This is a genomic window from Okeania sp. SIO1H4, assembly GCF_010672695.1.
Taxonomy (GTDB): Bacteria; Cyanobacteriota; Cyanobacteriia; order Cyanobacteriales; family Microcoleaceae; genus Okeania; species Okeania hirsuta.
Map to the genome: position 1 here is coordinate 121,496 of NZ_JAAHGB010000009.1, position 18,918 is coordinate 140,413.

Annotated in this window: 14 protein-coding genes; 7 read left to right on the forward strand and 7 right to left on the reverse strand. The window is 34.7% G+C overall.

The window, feature by feature from the left end; all coding sequences use genetic code 11:
* Positions 1-349 precede the first annotated feature (349 nt).
* Complete coding sequence (gene petE / locus F6K06_RS10265) at positions 350-751, reverse strand: plastocyanin (protein WP_124147450.1); 402 nt, start codon at positions 749-751, stop codon at positions 350-352.
* Positions 752-970: 219 nt separating this feature from the next.
* On the opposite strand from petE, the gene F6K06_RS10270 reads away from it, so the two are divergent.
* Together F6K06_RS10270 and F6K06_RS10275 are read left to right on the forward strand one after the other, a co-directional pair.
* Positions 971-1,393, forward strand: coding sequence for a BlaI/MecI/CopY family transcriptional regulator (locus tag F6K06_RS10270; RefSeq protein WP_124147451.1), 423 nt, complete (start codon positions 971-973; stop codon positions 1,391-1,393).
* Positions 1,393-2,238, forward strand: coding sequence for a M56 family metallopeptidase (locus F6K06_RS10275; RefSeq protein WP_124147452.1), 846 nt, complete (start codon positions 1,393-1,395; stop codon positions 2,236-2,238). The genes F6K06_RS10270 and F6K06_RS10275 overlap by 1 nt, the downstream gene beginning before the upstream one ends.
* 803 nt (positions 2,239-3,041) lie before the next feature.
* On the opposite strand, the gene F6K06_RS10280 is transcribed toward F6K06_RS10275, so the two are convergent.
* From F6K06_RS10280 to F6K06_RS10290, 3 genes are all read right to left on the reverse strand, one after another.
* Positions 3,042-3,593 carry a gamma-glutamylcyclotransferase gene (locus tag F6K06_RS10280; protein WP_124147453.1) on the reverse strand — a complete coding sequence of 184 codons (552 nt, stop codon included), beginning with the start codon at positions 3,591-3,593 and terminating at the stop codon, positions 3,042-3,044.
* 991 nt (positions 3,594-4,584) lie between these two features.
* A complete protein-coding gene (locus F6K06_RS10285; protein ID WP_124147454.1) occupies positions 4,585-5,700 on the reverse strand; it encodes an aldo/keto reductase in 1,116 nt (371 codons plus the stop codon).
* 515 nt (positions 5,701-6,215) lie between these two features.
* Positions 6,216-6,722: a bifunctional nuclease family protein gene (locus F6K06_RS10290; protein WP_287242992.1), complete on the reverse strand. Its 507-nt coding sequence runs from the start codon at positions 6,720-6,722 to the stop codon at positions 6,216-6,218.
* Between the two features lie 419 nt (positions 6,723-7,141).
* On the opposite strand from F6K06_RS10290, the gene ribE reads away from it, so the two are divergent.
* The 4 genes from ribE to F6K06_RS10310 all read left to right on the forward strand — a co-directional run bounded on the left by ribE (position 7,142) and on the right by F6K06_RS10310 (position 11,730).
* Positions 7,142-7,855 (forward strand): riboflavin synthase, encoded by a 714-nt coding sequence (gene ribE, locus F6K06_RS10295; RefSeq protein ID WP_124147456.1) that lies wholly within the window; start codon positions 7,142-7,144, stop codon positions 7,853-7,855.
* Between the two features lie 71 nt (positions 7,856-7,926).
* Positions 7,927-9,162, forward strand: a complete 1,236-nt coding sequence (locus tag F6K06_RS10300; protein WP_287242990.1) for a hypothetical protein — start codon at positions 7,927-7,929, stop codon at positions 9,160-9,162.
* Positions 9,163-9,678: 516 nt separating this feature from the next.
* Complete coding sequence (locus tag F6K06_RS10305; RefSeq protein ID WP_124147458.1) at positions 9,679-10,275, forward strand: GNAT family N-acetyltransferase; 597 nt, start codon at positions 9,679-9,681, stop codon at positions 10,273-10,275.
* Between the two features lie 786 nt (positions 10,276-11,061).
* Positions 11,062-11,730: an ester cyclase gene (locus F6K06_RS10310; RefSeq protein ID WP_124147459.1), complete on the forward strand. Its 669-nt coding sequence runs from the start codon at positions 11,062-11,064 to the stop codon at positions 11,728-11,730.
* Between the two features lie 333 nt (positions 11,731-12,063).
* On the opposite strand, the gene F6K06_RS10315 is transcribed toward F6K06_RS10310, so the two are convergent.
* The 3 genes from F6K06_RS10315 to F6K06_RS10325 all read right to left on the reverse strand — a co-directional run bounded on the left by F6K06_RS10315 (position 12,064) and on the right by F6K06_RS10325 (position 17,391).
* The gene (locus F6K06_RS10315) at positions 12,064-12,762 is read right to left on the reverse strand and encodes a sugar transferase (protein WP_124147460.1); all 699 of its coding nucleotides are present in this window, start codon (positions 12,760-12,762) and stop codon (positions 12,064-12,066) included.
* 868 nt (positions 12,763-13,630) lie between these two features.
* Positions 13,631-15,193, reverse strand: a complete 1,563-nt coding sequence (locus tag F6K06_RS10320) for a hypothetical protein (RefSeq protein ID WP_124147461.1) — start codon at positions 15,191-15,193, stop codon at positions 13,631-13,633.
* 401 nt (positions 15,194-15,594) lie between these two features.
* Complete coding sequence (locus F6K06_RS10325) at positions 15,595-17,391, reverse strand: hypothetical protein (RefSeq protein WP_287242987.1); 1,797 nt, start codon at positions 17,389-17,391, stop codon at positions 15,595-15,597.
* 822 nt (positions 17,392-18,213) lie between these two features.
* Between F6K06_RS10325 and F6K06_RS10330 the strand changes: the two genes are divergently transcribed.
* On the forward strand, positions 18,214-18,918 hold the full coding sequence (locus F6K06_RS10330; RefSeq protein WP_124147463.1) for a Crp/Fnr family transcriptional regulator: 705 nt from the start codon (positions 18,214-18,216) through the stop codon (positions 18,916-18,918).

An 18,918-nucleotide genomic window follows, 5' to 3' on the forward strand; every position in this document is an offset into this window, starting at 1 on the left:
CGAGCTAGCTGAATGCTTACGAAGGAAAATTCTTACGTTGTCTGAGCTTTAAAGTTTTTAACTGTCCTAAGCTTTTTTTTCGACTGCTATTTTAATAATAAAAATAATTATTCTCCCCCTAAAATATCTAAATCACAAGAATTAATTGTTGAAGTTATTAACACTTGTGGTAGATAAATTTTTAGAGGGAGAAATATTTAAGAGTTATCAATTATAACTCTAATTTTTGATTAGTATTATGAGTTCTAAACTATTTAGTAATTTGCACAAGAACAAGTATTCTTGTAATTACTTTAATCAACTACAGTAAACCAATTTTAAAGTAGTTTCTGATGCTTAAGTTCTGCTGTTATTCTACAACCAGATGGCCAACCATTCCTGCGCCACGGTGAGGAGTACAGAAAAATTCGTAATCACCAGACTCAGCATCTGCTGGGATATTTACATCAAAGCTCTCTCCAGCTCTATAGGCCAAGTTTTTGTGGGAAAGTGATTTGGACAGTTCTGAATCAGGTGATTTAGCAGGATTGAAAATTACATTATGAGGTGCGAGCATACCATTTTTAAATGTAACTGTATCACCAGGCTTAACAGCTATTTTCCTGGGACTAAATTGTAGTCCACCAGCACCCATTGTTACCTCATAGTTAGCTGCTTCTGCTGGATTAGAAAATACTAGACTACCAATAACTAACATTGCTACGGAAGCTAATAGTGCTAAAGACTTGGAAAATGAAGAAATAAAACGCATCTTTACTCCTGTTCTTTTAAAATTATTATGTATCCAGAGGTAATTCTACAATAGATATCTCCAAAAAAATCTGAAATCGTTATCCTGTTTAGATTAAAATATAATTTATGGAGATTTTAAATTGTAAAACGACAGACTGTCATACTTAAATAATTTACCATAACAAAGGATAAATTTTCACTACGGTGTTGTCAAAATCTAAGAAATAAAAAATAAATAATGAGTCCTTTACCAGATCACCGTCCACAACAAATGTCTTTAGGCCCTCTAGAAACAGAGATTTTGAATATTGTTTGGACATTAGATTGTGTCACGGTCAAACAGGTACATGAATATATTCTGACCGACCCTGACCGAGAACTAGCTTATACTTCAGTAACTACAGTGCTACGTCGCCTGACTCAAAAGGGTTGGTTAGTTTGTGATGAAAGTGAGCGTGCTTTTGTGTGGCGACCTTTAATTTCTCGTCGAGAAGCTCAAATGTTGAGAGCGCATCAACAATTAAATAAATTTCTGGAAGTAGGAAACCCAGATTTGGTGGCCTCTTTTGCCGATAGTTTAGATTCTGCTAGTATCGAGCAAATAGAAGCGATCGCCGAAAAGCTAAAAGCTATACGCAAAGTTAGGGAGGACAAAGAATAATGCACCTGATCATCATTTTGGGAGCTGTTGGGTTATCTTATGGCCTCAGAAAAGCTTACTTTTTTACTCCGCGTAATTGGGGCCAACGTTGGGAGCGATCGCTGCTGTTATTTATTTCTTCTCCCATAATTTTAATTACGACGGCCATTGCAGTTATTTGTATGGGTCCTCAAGGAGAAATGCTTGGACTATCGACTGGATGGTTGAGTTATTTATTGGCCTGGGTTTTTTGTGGATGGACAGCTATTTTAGGTTTGATTTTAGGTTATGAAGGTTGGCGGTCTGTACAAAAGGTGAATAATTATCCTCAAATAATTATTGAGGGTAAATCAGTACGTTTACTGGATACTCCTATTTTATTTAGTGCCCAAATAGGCTTTTGGAATTCTCAGTTAGTAGTTAGTAAAGGACTTATAGAAAGATTAAATTCCGAGCAACTTTATGCAGTTTTAAATCACGAACAAGCGCATTATTATTATCGAGATAATTTTTGGTTTTTTTGGTTCGGTTGGTTAGGAAAAATTGCGCCTTTTTTACCTAATACTGAAATGTTGTGGCATGAACTTTTAACTCTTCGAGAAGTGCGTGCCGATCAGTGGGCAAAAAAACAAGTTGATGGGTTATTATTGGCGGAAACTTTGTTATTAATGGTGAGCGATCGTTTAACTCAGCCAGCTAATTTTGCTGCTGCATTTAGTTGTACAACTCCCCCTAACCGTTTGACTGAAAGAATTGATGCGTTGTTAGCAGAACCAGATTTTTCTATACAGCAAAATAATTACTGGTTTTGTAGTTGTATATTGTTAAATTTTTTCCCTTTAATAACTATGTTATTTCATCAGTGAAGGAAGAAGGAAGAAGGAAGAAGGAAGGAAGAAGGAAGAGGATAATTTTTTTTATCGCGCTATTCTCAAGGCATGATATACATCGTATTTCAGATTAGTGAGGTACACCAGTTGCGGGCAAGATGCCCGCACTACAAATATTTTACTATTTATATTTGTACCTCATCTATCTGCAACCTGCTTTCAACAATTAATAATTAATAATTAATAATTACCTCTCTTTGAAAAGAAGAGGATTGACTAAAAGGATAATTTTTTATTTTTTCTCGTTTAAAGGAGAGGCTTTAAACCTTAATTATTCGGTAAATTTTGATTCGATCATTTTTAGCAAAAAAAAAATGCTTTATACCATTTCGCTGTAACAATGCGCTTAATCATTGTTGCTCAGACCTGATTACGCTGACTATTATCATCTTTATATTAAGTGCAACTTCATAGATAAATGGTATTAGAGTAACTAAATTAACATCAGAAAAGAAAATAAAGAATCTCAATCTCAATAAAGACATGAAGTGCCAGAATCTAGAGGGTCATTTCAGTTATCAGTTATCAGTACCTCTAGTTAAAGTCAAAGGCTTGAAATATTGAACTTTATTTTTTTTTATCCCCTTGAAAGGGGAGACTTCAGACCTTATTTTTTGCTCATTAAAAACCCCCTAAATTTCTTGATATATTTTCATCTTTTGCCTTTTTTAACCCAGAGATATATAGCACTACACAATTGGGTTAAGACAATACTAAATGCTGAAAGTAAGTCAGAGATTACTTTTGAATTTTGAATTTTGAATTTTGAATTTTGATATCTAAGCTGCTGACAAGAAATATTGTTGTCTTTTCTGATGCTGTAAATGATACATATGTTCAAACAATTTCCAACAATATTCTTCAGAAAGTCCGCAAGTTATAGCTCCTCTAAGTACAACATTAAAATACCAATCGTTAGGAGCTAATTCCTGGGGTAATTTATCTATAACAATATAGGTACAAACCCCACTATATAATTTCCCTTGACTATACACCTCAACTATTTCTGGTCGATAACCACCGCAGTGAATTTGTTTAATAAAATCGAATTTTACAGTTTCTCTTTCATCTAGGCGAGGGCGTAACCTCAAAGGTAAATTATAAAGCACTCCTTCTACATTAGAATTCGGGTCTTTTACTACATCTAACGCTCCACAATTACGCTTTTCTGAATAACGATAAAATCCAATTCTATATCCTTTAAGTTTAGCAGGACCTATAACATAGTGATGAGTATTTTCTCCCAAGGTTCGTTTTAAGTCTACAGGACACATACAAGATCCATAGGCAAAGTAGTAAAACTTTTTCTCTGTAGAAGTCAGCTTGTTCATTTTAGTTATTGATTTGAAACTCTGAGTTAGTATATGTCTGAAAAGACAGATTTGATTGGAGCATATGCATTAAATTGTGCAGAAAGTTTGATACTTTTTTCTGTTAGATTTTGCACAATATAGTAATCAGTAGTCAGCTATCAACTTTTCACTTTGAAGAAGGAGTCAGGAGTCAGGAGTCAGGAGTCAGGAGTTATATCATGTCCCGTTGAATACTTAGGGTTTGCTGATTAAATCTAAAAGCATTGATAGATAAAGGTTTTAGCTGTTTTAGGTTGAAAAAAATTCCTGGTTTTGAGCTCTTCATGCTCAAAAAGTTAGTATTAATGGTAAGAGTTGGGCAGAAAAATCATTCTTACATTGTTACTTCTACCTCCTCTTAATTCCCATTTCTCCCCTCCTGGGAGGGGGAGGGGCGAGGGGTGGGTTGTCTCTTGTCTCCTGTATTCCCCTCCTGGGAGGGGGAGGAGCGAGGGGTGGGTTGTCTCCTGCCCCTACTAAAAGATTTTTGAGCGCAAACCCTACTTATAAATAACTTAGCGAGGAGTCAGGAAGCAAGAAGAAGGAAGAGGAGAAGAAAGTTTTTTATCACTAATTAAACGGACATGATATTAGACTACTGAATAATTTGGTATACCTACACAAAATAACCAGTGCATTTTTTACTAAAAAAAACTAGCTTAAACTATCTGTAGGTAAAGAAATATAACTCAACAGTAAATATACAAATAATTTTGTTTACTTAGCTTAGGGATTTTTATAGCCGTCGAACCAAAGGGCGCGGACATATCAAAAGCTTATGCTTATAGCGATTTTCACTCATGTTGACTACAGTAAAAATTATAGATATACTTAAAGTTTAATAAGTTACAGAAATAGTTGTATTCTATGAAACATGAAAACCGCTATAAAACTCAGACAAGGCAAGATTTTTCCTTCTTCCCCCTTCTTTCTTCTTCCTTCTTTCCTTCTTACTTCTGCCATAACTAGATTATTCCCATAACCGACGACCAGAGGAACCCTTAAGTTTTTCATGTGTATCTTTCAACAAAGTCGGTATATCTAAGTTTTCTGGACACCTGGGTAAACACTCACCACATTCAGTACATCGACTTCCTTTGTTACCTGGAAACCAATGACCTGCATTTTCAAACATCCCATATCGATACTTACCGAACTCTGTCATATCATAGGCTACAGTCAAATTTCTTAATCTCAAAACTTCTGGAATATGAATACTTTCTGGACATGGCAAACAAGCATAACATTGGCTACATTTTTCTGTGCCTAACCTTGTTAAAGCCTGATTTTCCAAACGCTGAAATATCTCTGCTTCTTGAGGAGTGAGGGGTTGCGTGCAACTGCTGATACTCAGAGGCCATTCTAATTCTTGTGGCCTAGCAGCACCCACACTTAAGGTTGTTATTCTCGGGTCACTTAACAAAAATCGATAATTTAATTCCAATGGAGAAAAAGGTTGACACAGTTCCTGAAGAGTAGGAGATGGTGTATATAATTGCCCACCTTTATCTGCGGGAGAAATAATAAAAATGCCCATATCTTTTTGTTTGGCTAACTCTATTGCAGGGGCATTATGTTGGAAAAAGTAGTAATAATGTAAGTTAATAAATTGAAAAAAGTCAGTATTAATAGTCGCTAAAATTACATCTAAAGGGCCATGGGTAGAAAAACCAATGTGTCTAACTCGCCCATCATCGATCATTTTATGTATTGCTTTAATTCCATGATGGGTAATTTCTAAATGTTCCCAAGTATTAATGCCATGAATAGCCAAAAAGTCTAAATAATCTGTATTTAGGTTTTCTAGAGATTCATTTATATATCGCTCTATCAAACTGACATCTCTTGTAGGTGTAATTTTTGTTGTGATATAAAGTTGGGTACGCTGCAGCTCACAGACCAACGCCGCACCCAGATATTTTTCACTTTTACCATAACCTCTAGCTGTTTCTATGTGGTTAATTCCCATATTTACAGCTTGCTTGATTGTTTCTACAGCATTTTCCTGAGATACCAAGTATCGCATAGTTCCCAAAGAAAAAACTGAGAGGTTTAAGTTCGTTTTGCCAAACCTGCGGTAGTGCACCTATATATTCTAGTTTTTAGTTTTTAGTTTTGCTATTGAGCGATCGCTTCTTTCTACCTATCTTTTTATACTCTCAGGGTTAAATCTCGCGATTATAACAGGAGATTCTTGCCAGTAAATAGATTCTTAACTAGATAACAAATCAAATAAACTGAGTTGCACCCTTGTCAGACCATCCACACAAGTCTTCTTGCTCTGTCTTTAAACTCAGGAAACCTCAGGGCAGGCGGTGCGCTTTTATTTAACCGTGTGCCCCACGGCTATTGATAAAATTATAACACTAAAAATGCGCGCGTATTGCTCAATTATTTTTCTGCTTGAAATTCATCTCACCGTTCAATAAATGCGATGATCAAGGGAGTCCTCTTTCAACATTTATGATAGAATCTGGCATAGGCAATACCTGAGTCCTAACTACTATTGACCGTTTGGCCAAGGTTCAAATAAACTTGAAAAAGTTTTCAGCTAAATAAATCTTCTTTGACTTTTGCATTTTTAATTCTATTAAAATAGTACTAGGATAATTCACCAGTGCTAGAACCACCACGTTTGATTAAATCTTCAGGGCGAAGTTTTGATATAAAGTCCCTAAAGGCTTGCCTTTCTGCTTCATCTGCATCTTGGTCTACTGGAATAGAGGCATCTGCTACGACTTCTTCCATTACCCAGATGGGACTATTGGTACGTAGGGCAATAGCGATCGCATCACTGGGCCTAGCATCAATTTCTTTTCTAGTTTCTCCTTGCTTCATGATTAGCACTGCATAGAAGGTGTTATCTTGCAATGAATGAATTACCACCTTTTCCAACACCCCACTTAGTGATTCTAAAATACTAACCGTGAGGTCGTGAGTCAATGGACGTGGTGGTTGATGGTTTTCCAGAGCGCTGATAATTGCCTTGGCCTGGTCTTGACCTATATAGATGGGCAAAGCACGTCGCTCGGTACCATCTCTTAACAATACAATTGGATTGCGTGTTGATGCATCCAATGCTATTCCAGCAACTTTCATTTCAATCATTGGCTCGGCCTCATTTTATAATAATTTTTGTCAAGCTATATAGAATGTAAGTCAGTATAGATAAGGATCAAGTAATTTTTAGTATGACTTGATATTTACCTATTTACCTATATGAGTCATTTTTACATTTTTACATTTATTTATTATCTTCGATTTTTGGGAGTATGGTGTCTACCTTGACTAATGGCTAACCATGATATAACAACCCTGTAATTTCAAGACTATAGCGCTTCGCCCAGGCAACAGGCAATAGGGGAAATAAATTGCTGATAATATAAGATTTTAGCTATTGGGGAGTTCCTGAAATTTGTAAATATACGCCTAGCGCGCTGCTATAGCGTTGCTGTTAACGGAATATTAATAGAGTTTGCGTTCATAAAATTTAACTAATCTTTAATTAATTAATCAGAGGAAAAACAGTGTTTACAGGATTGATTCAAGCTTTAGGAAAAATTAAGCTTTTAGAAGAAAGCCAAATTTTAGTTTCTCTGGGATCATCTAGTGGCAGTAAAATTATTTTGGAAGATTTGGCCATTGGTGATAGTGTAGCTGTAGATGGTGTTTGTTTAACAGTAATAGACATTTTAGCTCAAGGATTTGTGGCGATCGTATCACCTGAAACCTTACAACGTAGTACATTAGGCCAAATATCGGATAGGTATGTGAATCTTGAGACTTCATTGCGAGCAGGTAGTAAGTTAGGAGGCCATTTTGTTACTGGTCATATTGACGGGGTTGGACGCTTGCAAACTTCTGTGGAAACGATTAATGCTTGGGAAATGAGATTTACAGCTTCACAAACAGTAGATGAAAGGTGGCAACGTCAGATAGCTCCCTATATTGTGTCTAAAGGAAGTATTGCAGTAAATGGTATTAGTTTAACTGTTGCTGATTGTGATGTGGATGGCAATTGGTTTGAGGTAGCGGTTATTCCTCACAGTTTCAATGAAACAAACTTGTGTCATTTAAAAGCAAGTAGTTTAGTGAATATTGAGGTAGATATTCTTGGTAAATATGTGGCTAAGTTTCTACGTCATGGTTCTAATAACCATTCAGTTTTGGCAGGAAATTCTCATGTTAATAGTTTCAAAGATATTACACCAGAATTTTTGAGTGAAAACGGTTTTATTTAAAATGAGGGAACATTTTTCCTAGTGGTAAGGTCTAATTCAAGCAAAAAAAACTTATTTAACTGAAAAAAAGTATGGCATTTTTTGAAAGTGAATACTTGCTGGAAAACTCTGATGTGGCAGCAGCAATAAATAGCGGTGTGATGAGTTCTGGTTTTGAACACTATCTCCTGTTTGGGTTATTTGAACAACGATCTGCTGCTTTTACTGGTACCACTGGCAATGACTTTCTCCCAGAATTTCCCGTGGGTGTACCAGGAACAGAAATAGACTTGATCGGAGTACCTGTCGCTTTAAATACTGCAGGCGATCGTATTTATCAAACGGGTGTTGCAGGTGATGGAGGTGGTGGTTTTGATACTTTAGTTGGAGGCAACGCTACTGATATATTTGTCTTAGGTGAGTCTGGTCAAGATTTTTACAATGGTATAGATAGTAATGTTCGGATTAGCAATTTTGACCCCAGCGTTGACATTATCCAGTTGGGCAAAGAAAATAATTCATTGATTAGAAACTACTCCATTAATTTTGCACCAGGAGAAACTGACGCTACCATTATTGCCCGTAGCACTACAGGAATAGGGTTAGCAGTGGTGGAGAATGTTGTCGATCCTTTTACTGGTGAGTTACTTTTGGATGACAGTAACTTCCGCTTTGGTTCTCAAAACCCCCCGAATGACGAACCTTTACCTCTAGAAATATCTTTTGTAGAAGGCGAATATTTAGCAAATAATCCTGGGGTTGCTGAAGCTGTCAATAATGGGTTCATTAGTTCTGGTTTAGAACATTATCTCAACTTTGGTATTAATGAAAATCGTGCTGCTTTTTTTGGTGGTACAAATGGTAGTGATATTGTTAGACCAGTGGGAGAAGAAAATAATTTTGTGGAAGTAACTGGAGTTGCAGTAGATTACTTTTTTGAAAGAGATTACCTTAGTGATGGTATTGGTGAGTTCGATCGCCTCATTGGCACTCCTGGAGTAAATGAGTTTATCCTGGGAACTACAACTGTTATTACTCCTGTCATAATACCAGTAGCTGTACCTTTCTACTTAGGTGAAGGTGAGGCAACAATAGTAGATTTTAACCAATTTGAGGGAGATTCTATTGAGCTATTTAAGCAGTCAATAGATAATATTCAGCTTTTTCCAGTGGGTAATGATTTAGTTATTGAGTACCAATCTTTAGAGAATAATGTTATTGAGGTAGATACTGTTGCTGTAATTGAGGGTGGTGCTAACTTAAACCTAACTCAAAATATTGAAACAATTGACGATTTTTTCGGAATTGATAGAGTTATTTTGTTCTAATATTTATGTAGGGTTGATATAGTTATAATAAAATTTGGCGTTGGTGATTTTGGCTATGATTTTTTTAAATGGCGATCGCCTAAATATTAATTAAAAAGCATTTTATACTTGATAAATTTAGCTTTCATATCTTGATTCTCCAACGGCTAAAATTTTTGTTTGTAGTTGGACTTTAGTCCTTCAAATACTTGTCTTATATCATGTCTCTTTAAATACCCACAAATAACACTGATGAGGGAGCAGGGAGTAGGGGGAAATTTGATAGATTCTCAATTATCTTGGGAATATCATTTTTACCCTTGTCTAATTAATGAGACTTGATAGTTGGGCTAAAGCCCAACTACAAGCCAACTACAAGCATAATTATAACTGTTCTACCGAACAGGATATAATTCATAATTTAAGACCTATCAGTAAAAGTTTTAGTTAATATAAAAAATGGGAATTTAAGAGATTTTATTTTTAGAGATAAAAACGTTTTTCTTATAATTAATTAATGAAACTTGAACTCAAATAATGAAGATTTTTCTAGAGACAGAAAGATTAGTTTTACGACAGTTTACTGAAGCTGATACAGAATTATTATTTGAGTTAGATAGTGACCCAGAAGTAACTCGATATACAAAATTAGGCGATCGCTCCGGAAAACCTACGACTTACGATGAGATTAAAAATAAATTTTTGCCTAAAGTTTTCAGGTATTACCAACAATATCAGAGTTATGGTTTTTGGGCAGCTATTGAAAAGTTAAGTAATAAATTTGTTGGTTGGTTTCATTTTCGACCAGGTTTAGATAGTTATATGGGGGCAGCATTGTATCAAGAAAATGATATTGAACTTGGTTATCGGTTACAAAGAAAAGTTTGGGGAAAAGGATATGCAACTGAAGGATCAAAAGCTTTAATTCGCAAAGGTTTTTTAGAGTGGGAAATACAGCAAGTAGCAGCAAGTGCATTGTTAGAAAATAAAGCATCTATTCGAGTCATGGAAAAAGTGGGATTAAAATTTGAGCGAAATTTTGTTTATTCAGAATCTCAGCAAAAAGGTATTAAATATAGTTTGAGTCAAGATAATTTTTACTTGCTGGAAAAACCAAGAGTAAAAAAGGAATAAGGTTGATTAATTTTCAGTAGCAGCAAGTGCATTGTTAGAAAATAAAGCATCTATTCAAGTTATGGAGAAAATGGGATTAAAATTTGAACGAAATTTTGTTTATTCAGAGTCTTAGCAACAAGTTGTTATACCAATTCGAAAAAAGAATGTTACGAATAATAAGTGCGATAAAAAGACAAATGCAGGATATGTATTTTGACAAAAAGAATGATTTCCGACCTAAAAAATGGTATTAAAGCTATTCATTCTGACTCCTGACTTCCCCTCCTGGGAGGGGCTAGGGGTGGGTTAACTCCTCAGAAATATCCTAGCTATTTGTAGCAAATATTTATTGATTTGGTATTATACCATCTCCAGATGATTAAGTATCATAAAAATCTTCGACTGAAGCCATCTGGAAGGAATATCCCAAATTTATGCTTCGTTTCCAGTGTTCCCTCTTGAATTTACATCTACATTATCATTAATTAAACGGACATGATATTCAATATAGTTTGAGTCAAGATGATTTTTATTTGTTGAAAAAACGAAGATAAAAAAATGAATAAGGTTGATTAATTTTTTTAATTTCCGTTGACTTATAATCAAAAAATTAAATCATTATGTAATAATCTATGGCAGCAATAAATAATCTAGTAAATTAATGAAAGTGTGAATCCACTCAGATAATTGAGAACAAATATAGCATTTTTAATGCCGATAAAGTAAAATATAATACTTTTTTTATCCTGTTGTATGTTCTCTAAAGTCAAAAAAATTGTACTTCACCCTAGCAATAAAAATTATATGAGTAATACTAATTCTACAAATTTACCCCTATGGGTGCAAGATAGAGAAAAAGTAATTTCTAATGATATAGATGTGGAATGGCGAGGCGGAAAACGACCAGATTATTCTCACAATGATCGAGTTTTTCAACAAGAGAGTAAATATGATCATCCAGAAGGGTCTTTAGAAGCGATCGCTCATAACCTAGTCAGGACTTTTGAGATGGAAGCATCTAATAAAATTAATCCTGAACAGTGGTTATCTGTTGTTGCCGATCAATTTCGCATGAGTAGTAATGGAGGAAAAGAATATACTGCTCAGGAAGCAGGAAAACACGGGACATATAATCTTTTTATTAGTAAAAATAAACATTATGACCCTGACAAAGAAACTTTTGAATCATCCTTTGAAACCTTTAATAAAGCTTTTCCAAAAGGGTTTCTCTGGGAAGTAATAGAAGTACTTTCCGGACCGCCAAATGTTACTTTTAAATGGCGACATTGGGGGACTTTTCAAGGTAATTTTAAAGACTATCAACCTACTGGCGAAACAATCGAAATTATTGGTATGAGTATTGCTAGAGTAACTGAAGATTTAAAAATTTTGTCTGTAGAACATTATTTTGATAATAGTAAATTTATCAAAGATTTAACGGCTGGTGGTTGCCCATTTCATAGTCAAAAATAAGAGAATCATTTTACAATACTTCGGCGATAATTAAATACAGAAAATATAGTAGTGGTCTGCCAAAATTTCATTATTAATAAGTAGTGGGAGCATATTGCTCCCATCTTGATTAAAGATACCTCACGCTTATTCGAACAATTAGGAGAATATCTGCGCTAGCAAAGATAGTGGGTCAACAATTCCATATAATATAACTAATTAAATCTAATTTGCTACGGAATAATCAGATTTCTTTTCTTATTTTAAAAATAACTTCTATTCTAGTCGCATTAAACAGCATCTCAAATCTATTTCTGAGAAATGCGACATTGAACTCCGAGCAAAAAAGTAGAACTAACAAGCACCTGACTTATTAAATACTACCCAAATTGTTTTCCATATTAACTTGAGATCGTATGCAATAGACCATTTTTGCTGATAGTCAATATCCATGCGTACTATTTCTTCAAAGTCTTTCACACTAGAGCGACCATTAACCTGCCATTCTCCAGTCATACCAGGTTTGATATCCAGTCTGTGCCAGTGATGAGCTTCATAATTTTTGACTTCATCAAAAGTAGGAGGGCGAGTTCCCACTAAACTCATATCTCCTTTGAGAACATTCCAGAATTGAGGTAGTTCGTCTAAGCTAGTCCGACGCAGAAAGCGACCTATACGAGTTATTCTAGGATCTTTCTCATTTTTAAAAATGTTACCTTTTGCTTCGTTTTTGACAAGGTGCTTCAGTTTTTCTGCATCAACAACCATTGAACGAAACTTCCTGATCCAAAAAGTTTTTCCCCTAAAACCACAGCGAACCTGACTGAAAAATAGCGGACCGGGACTATCAAATTGCATGAATATAAATACAGGAATTGCAAATACTCCTGTGATCGCTAATCCGACTAAGGCGCCTAAAATATCAATCAGACGCTTGCTTGGACTATTGACAGACGGATGAGCTACTTGTTTGTATAAGTTAGTTGAGTATTTGTGTTCTAGAACTGCTAGAGAATTCATATTTGAAGAGACTGATAAGTTAGATGTATTCATAAAATTTGCACTGTGACATTCTGTTTTATATTTATGGAAAATTTTTATACTTACATCTTAGAAGAGCTAGATTTAAGGTGGTAGGGTAAAATACCTAACTTTACTGAATCTTCACAAATATCAGCCGTTTTTTAAAGTTTATGTGTTGTTTTGGTAATCCATCATCAAATCTTCCGGAAAGAGAAAAAATATTATGTATAATTAAATATTTTGCTTTTTTATGTTTTCTGGTGTTTGTAGATCGAATTAAGTATTATGTAATTAAAATCACAAAAATTGTATATTCTAATACAATTATTTGTAACGAGAAACCCTTAGGTGTTTTTTTTTAACAATATGTTAATGGGACTTTAGATAAATATTTGCTGCTCCATATTCCGTTATCTGTCCTATAGAACCCATTTGGTATCTTAGTCCGCGACCCGCGTTTTTTTACAAGAGTCAGGAAGACCGAGTCAGGAGATGAAGGGAAGGCATAAGGGAAGCAGGTTAAAAAATACTCCCCATCTGTTTTTAAATAGATATCAAATAGGTTCTATAAACAAAATATTGTAATATTTTTGTATTAAGCTTATAATGCAAACTATTTTTGACCAGGAAAACTTGTAGAGCAAGCGATCGCTAAATTACATTTTCGGCGTTGCTGAGTGGTAATGATTTTGAGATTAACTTTGGGCGCAAAACATCAGTTTTTCAATTTTACCTTCAGCTAATAGACATCTCCAAGAATCAAAAATCAATATCTATATCCCAAAGAAATTATCAATTCTTTACCCCTACTGCCTACAGCAAAGCTGCCTACTCCCTATGGGTGGAGTAGATGTCTAATTATTATTACATTTAAGCAACGCCACATTTTCTGTTAACTTTATAGGGGTTCCTCAAATTTTTGCCTAGTATTAGCCACTAGCATATTTAAGTATTCTCTTACATATTCTGCTTGTTCATTACTCAAACGATACCCATTACCATCAGGTTCTTGGCAAAAAAGTGGCTTTGCTCTCAAACTTTGATATTCAGAATTTTGTCGAGAAACTTCACTCAATAGCATGACATCTTCCTCCGAAGGCACTAAACCTGGAGGTAGTTTACTTTCTAAAATAGTCTTAATGTTCTCCTGACAAACACGAGTATTTATTCCTTGCTCCTCTAATAATTGATAAACTTCTTTTAGAGATAAAGGATGATCTGGAAAAACTCGTAGTATTTCCCAAAGTAAAAAATAGTCGTTGTACTGTTGTTGAGGTATATCTATAATTTGTGGATAAAGAGGTAAAATAGCTAAACCATAAGCAACCCTACCTATAGTTAATTTAATATCTTCAATCTCAGATAAACAATTATCCGATCCCTGCAGATTTTCCTGCCCTAACTCTACATTTTCAGAATTAACTTTTGCATCTTGAACAATAATTGCATTAGGCAATTTTTGACGTAACCAACGAGATATCCCACTCCAACTCCCACTACCTCCAGTACATAAAGCGCGGTTAATTCCCACTGGAGATATTCCCACCCTACTCAAAAAATTATTTAACTCCTGATTTAATTGTTGTATAAAAGGCTCTAATACTTTTTTTTCTAAATCTTGTTGTTGTAAACTCCATTGGCGATCGCCTATATTCAAAGTAAATTCTTTTTCAGATGGCAGAATGACTTTTAAATTACGAGCTGCTGCTAATAATTCTTGTCTATAGGATGAACTTTGTAACCATTGCTGTAGTTGAGACCTAATTGACAAATCTGGATAGCCTGGCCGTGGCCATAATTGAGTAGATTGTTCTTGATTCTTTTCTTTCTCGGTCTGGGGCGAAATATTTTCGTTTTTTAGTAATAGTTGACAAACAATATCTTGATCTAGGGCCTGACCTCCATAAGCAAAACTATGGCAATGGAAGTGAGAATAAGTTAAATTTTGGCCATCATCAGGAAAATTAACTAAGGCCATTTCTGTTGTAGTTGCTCCCACATTCACAATTAAAATTTTGCCCCTTCTAAATTCTGAGATCGTAGATGTTTTTGAATCTTCTCTTACTGAAGTTAATTCTGATAGGGCAGTAGCGATCGCGTCCTCAATCACAATTACTTGATTGACATTTTTGACAAGACCTGCTTCTAAAACTGCTTCTCTCAGATTGAAGCGATAGGCTTCTGGCCAATTAGTCGGACTACCGATCAACACACATTTTAATTGTGCCAAAGCTGAAAAAAATGTTTCTTGGTCTAATCCTACTGCGCCACAATTATAATCATTAGGTAAAGTAACTATTGTTTGAGTTTCTCTATCAGTTAAAGAAATAGAGTCTTGGCCAAAAGCTTGGGGCTGAAGGGTTGTCAATAAAGTTACTAATCCTTGATTAACTAACTTGAGGGGAATTTGTTCATGTTCAGACAACTGTAAAATTGGTTCATGGGCAGTTGTAGCAATCAAGTTAGAACCTAGAAGAACAGATTTGTCTGGTTTATCCTGGGATTTTTGTTTTTCAAATTTAATTGAAAGGTAAGGAATAGTAACTTTTAAACCTGGTTTAAAGTTTTGTAGTAATAAGGGTTTTTCTTCTATATTTTTCTCTTGAGATGATTTTTGATGTATGTATAAAGTTGATGGTAGGTGATATATTTTTTTGGTAGAATTGAAAGTTTTTTGGCCTATTTTTGTTGAGAGAGTAAATTCTTGATTTGTTTGAGTAATATTTAACTTTTGTTGAGTTGGTAATCTCTCCCAATATATAGGATAAATTTCACTACTGCTACGATTAAATAATGCTGCAGAAATACCTGTAGTACCAAAGTCAATTCCTAAATACCATAGTAAAGCTGTTTTATCTGGTGTTATATCTGTCTGTTTTGATAAATTAATTTTTTTTTTTCTGTCTCTGGAGGGTCTTGAAGTAGAGTTTCTAGCGGTAAAAATTCTCGCTCATCTGTTTCTATTTGTTCTACTTCTATTGAAGATGTTAAGCCATCTAAAATATCTTCTAAAGTTTGTTCATTTTCTGTATTTTCTGCTGAACTTTGGGTATTTTCTTGGTTCGTTAGATTTAATTTTTCTGAAACATCACCAATATCTATAAATAAACCCTCTAAGTTAGTAACTTCTAAGTTAGTAACTTTTGCTTCTGAAGTCGAAGTAACAGAATCATTAGTCGATTCAAGATTACTTTCTGCTAAAGATACAGGTGAATATTCTCCTAATTGAAACTCAGTTTGTTGCGAATCATCTGCTAATTCCTCTAAGTCAAATTCTTCTAAATTTTCTAAATCAGAACGCAAATTATTGAGGGTATTAGTATCTAATAATAATTCTATATTTTGATTTTGTTCTTCATCCGATTCTTGTATTGGTAAGAGACTTTCTTTAGCCGATGCCTGAAGATACTCTTCTTCTTCTGATTTATTGCTGTAATTTGTTTGTTCTTGTGTTTGTTCTTGTTCTTGTTTAGATTCCAGAGACACAATTAATTGGTTAGTTTGTCCTTCATTTATCTCTAGTTCACCGAAAAGATGACTGAGAGATTCGATAATTTGAGTGCTTTCTACATCTTCTGAGTTGTCTAAATTTGACCCTGAATTTAGTGGTGATTCGATCAAATTTGCTATTTCTGCATCTTCTATTTTAGCAGTTGAATTTTGATATTTTTGCCACTGTGTGTAATTCTCTTCAAAACTAGGAGCTTCTAGTTGAGCAAAAGTTTTATTTTCCTGGTCTTGACTTTTAATAACTTCTAAATCTTGCTGTTGATCAAGATTAAGTTGATTCTGAATTGATGATTCTTGAGGGTTTGAATCATCTGTTTCAGTTGTATTTGATTCTGTATTTACTTTTGCAACAAACTCATATCCCGGATAAGGTAATACTGTTGTATCGGTAGGCTCATATAATTCATTTATTTGAGAAGATAGCTTTTTATGTTGAATATTTTGAGGATTAACATTGGATGCTATAAAATTTTCTGACTCTTGCTGTATTTCCTGATGATCTTCTGTATTGAAGTCATCAATAAATGACCGATCAAAGTTAGAATCTTCTCTAAATTTATCCTCTGAACTTGTCACCATCTCAGAAGGTTCAATATTCTTAGAAGTCTGTGGATTGATATTTTGCTTAACAGGTAAAGCACTTTGACTTGGATATGGATGCTGGTTGGTTAAATGAGACAAATGTTCCACCAATGTTTCTTGCACTGGGCCAAGTAAAGCTTGAGAAAACTCAGAGATAATTTGCTCCTGTTTAGCATATTGTTGAGCTAGGGAATAATTATCTTGTCTTTGCTTCTCCAGTTGCCTAATTTCTTGTTGCAAAGCTCGTCGTTGTTCTTTAAGAGTTTGAAAATCTTCTTGTAGATAGTGATTAATAGGATTCAAAAACTCTTCTAGCTGTTGTGGATATTGCTTTGTCGTCTGGTCAATAATATTTTCCGAATTTGAAGGTGGGTCAACAGAGAGTAGCTGTAGACTTGAGATTGTATCCACATTCTGACTCAGATAGTTCAGCACCTGCTTTAGTATCTTTTGAGATTTTCTGAGTGTTTTTTCTAGGACTTTAGGAGAATTTTCAGTGCTAGACTGACTTAGCACCTCATCTATTTCACTGATGATTGATTTGATTTGCTTATTCTGGAAATTCAAGAGTTTCACCTCTGTCGCTCACCTTTATTAAGAATTATAAAACTGATGAGAGCATAACTGACTTTAAAATTACTCTTTCATACTGGATATACAAATTGGAGATTAATTCAATTAAAAGTGTTAAGGTTTTTTCAGACTCTTTAGTCTAACGTATAGCTTGATGTGGCAATAGCAGGATATGATTAAATTAATTATTTAAAGACTTTTGCTTTCTATCTTTTACAGGGTATGACGGTTATCAACGCAATGCTGAGTGGAATGCTTCTCAAAATATTGGTCAATGGTTAGGTGTTTTATGTCCTTTGAATCTTGAGAAAGCTGTGTCTGTAATGGGCATGGATGATTTAAAGGTAGGGGTCAATGATAGTCCCTAAACTAATGAAAAGTTTAAACAGGGGATAAATCCAACTGTTTAAACGACCTTTAGGATCGGCACGGATTTATCCCATAGAGTGTCAAATACATAATATTTATTAACTATAATAGTCCTCAAATTTAGCTGTTTAGACAATCTCTTAGGATTAGGAAACAGCATTATGATTCTGTGGATGTTTAATCCGTCAAGGAGCGCTTAACTAGAAGCAGTAGTAAAAGTTTCTGGATTTATTATTTATATTTTGGATTTCTGACAAATCTTGTACGTATATCTATGTACTACCATACTGTAAAAGCCCTTTCATAACTTCCACAAAGTTGTTGACTTTCAGGATATTTAAATTGGCCAATTGGTTACTAATATAATATGTATTAATTTTAACTATTAATTTATAGTTGCTCTGTGGGCTAAATATACTGCCCTATTAATATTGAAAAAATAACTTTATGGAAGAAAGGTATAATCGCGACCCCCAATTAAATATTAAAGAATTAATGCGATCTACCTCATTTTTTGAGGGTTTATCAGAAGAAGCATTAGAAAAAGCAGTAATTCATGTGGTCAGTCGTCAACATCCACCAAATCAGGTAATCTTGCTGGAGAATGATTGGGGGACATCTGTATACTTCATTCTGGATGGGTGGGTAAAAATTCGCACCTATAATTTGGATGGTAAAGAAGTAACGCTGAATATTTTGGGTAAAGGCGAATTATTTGGAGAAATGGCTGCTTTAGATGAAGTACCTCGCTCTACTGACGTAATTACCTTAGCTCCCACATTAATTGGTAATATGCCAGCTCAGGATTTTGCTCATCTAATTAATACTGAACCCACAGCAGGAATTCGATTAGCTCAATTAATGGCCAGACGTTTACGACAAGTGAATCGACGACTTAGACTACGAGAAGCAGATGCTCAGGCCAGGGTAGCAGATATTTTACTATTTCTAGCAGAGGGACAAGGTATAGATTCTCAACAAGGAAGAGAAATTCCTAATTTGCCTCATAGAGAGCTGAGTAGTTTAAGTGGGTTGGCCAGAGAGACAGTGACTAGAGTCTTAAGTAAGTTAGAAAAAAAGTCATTAATCAAGCGCGATCGCGATACATTATGTATTCCTGATATACACGCATTGGAACGTACACTTGTTTAA

Excerpts from the sequence above, each read along its gene's own strand:
- petE (WP_124147450.1), bottom strand. The coding sequence starts at position 751 with ATGCGTTTTATTTCTTCATTTTCCAAGTCTTTAGCACTATTAGCTTCC.
- F6K06_RS10270 (WP_124147451.1), top strand. The coding sequence starts at position 971 with ATGAGTCCTTTACCAGATCACCGTCCACAACAAATGTCTTTAGGCCCT.
- F6K06_RS10275 (WP_124147452.1), top strand. The coding sequence starts at position 1,393 with ATGCACCTGATCATCATTTTGGGAGCTGTTGGGTTATCTTATGGCCTC.
- F6K06_RS10280 (WP_124147453.1), bottom strand. The coding sequence starts at position 3,593 with ATGAACAAGCTGACTTCTACAGAGAAAAAGTTTTACTACTTTGCCTAT.
- F6K06_RS10290 (WP_287242992.1), bottom strand. The coding sequence starts at position 6,722 with ATGATTGAAATGAAAGTTGCTGGAATAGCATTGGATGCATCAACACGC.
- F6K06_RS10300 (WP_287242990.1), top strand. The coding sequence starts at position 7,927 with ATGGCATTTTTTGAAAGTGAATACTTGCTGGAAAACTCTGATGTGGCA.
- F6K06_RS10305 (WP_124147458.1), top strand. The coding sequence starts at position 9,679 with ATGAAGATTTTTCTAGAGACAGAAAGATTAGTTTTACGACAGTTTACT.
- F6K06_RS10310 (WP_124147459.1), top strand. The coding sequence starts at position 11,062 with ATGAGTAATACTAATTCTACAAATTTACCCCTATGGGTGCAAGATAGA.
- F6K06_RS10315 (WP_124147460.1), bottom strand. The coding sequence starts at position 12,762 with ATGAATACATCTAACTTATCAGTCTCTTCAAATATGAATTCTCTAGCA.
- F6K06_RS10330 (WP_124147463.1), top strand. The coding sequence starts at position 18,214 with ATGGAAGAAAGGTATAATCGCGACCCCCAATTAAATATTAAAGAATTA.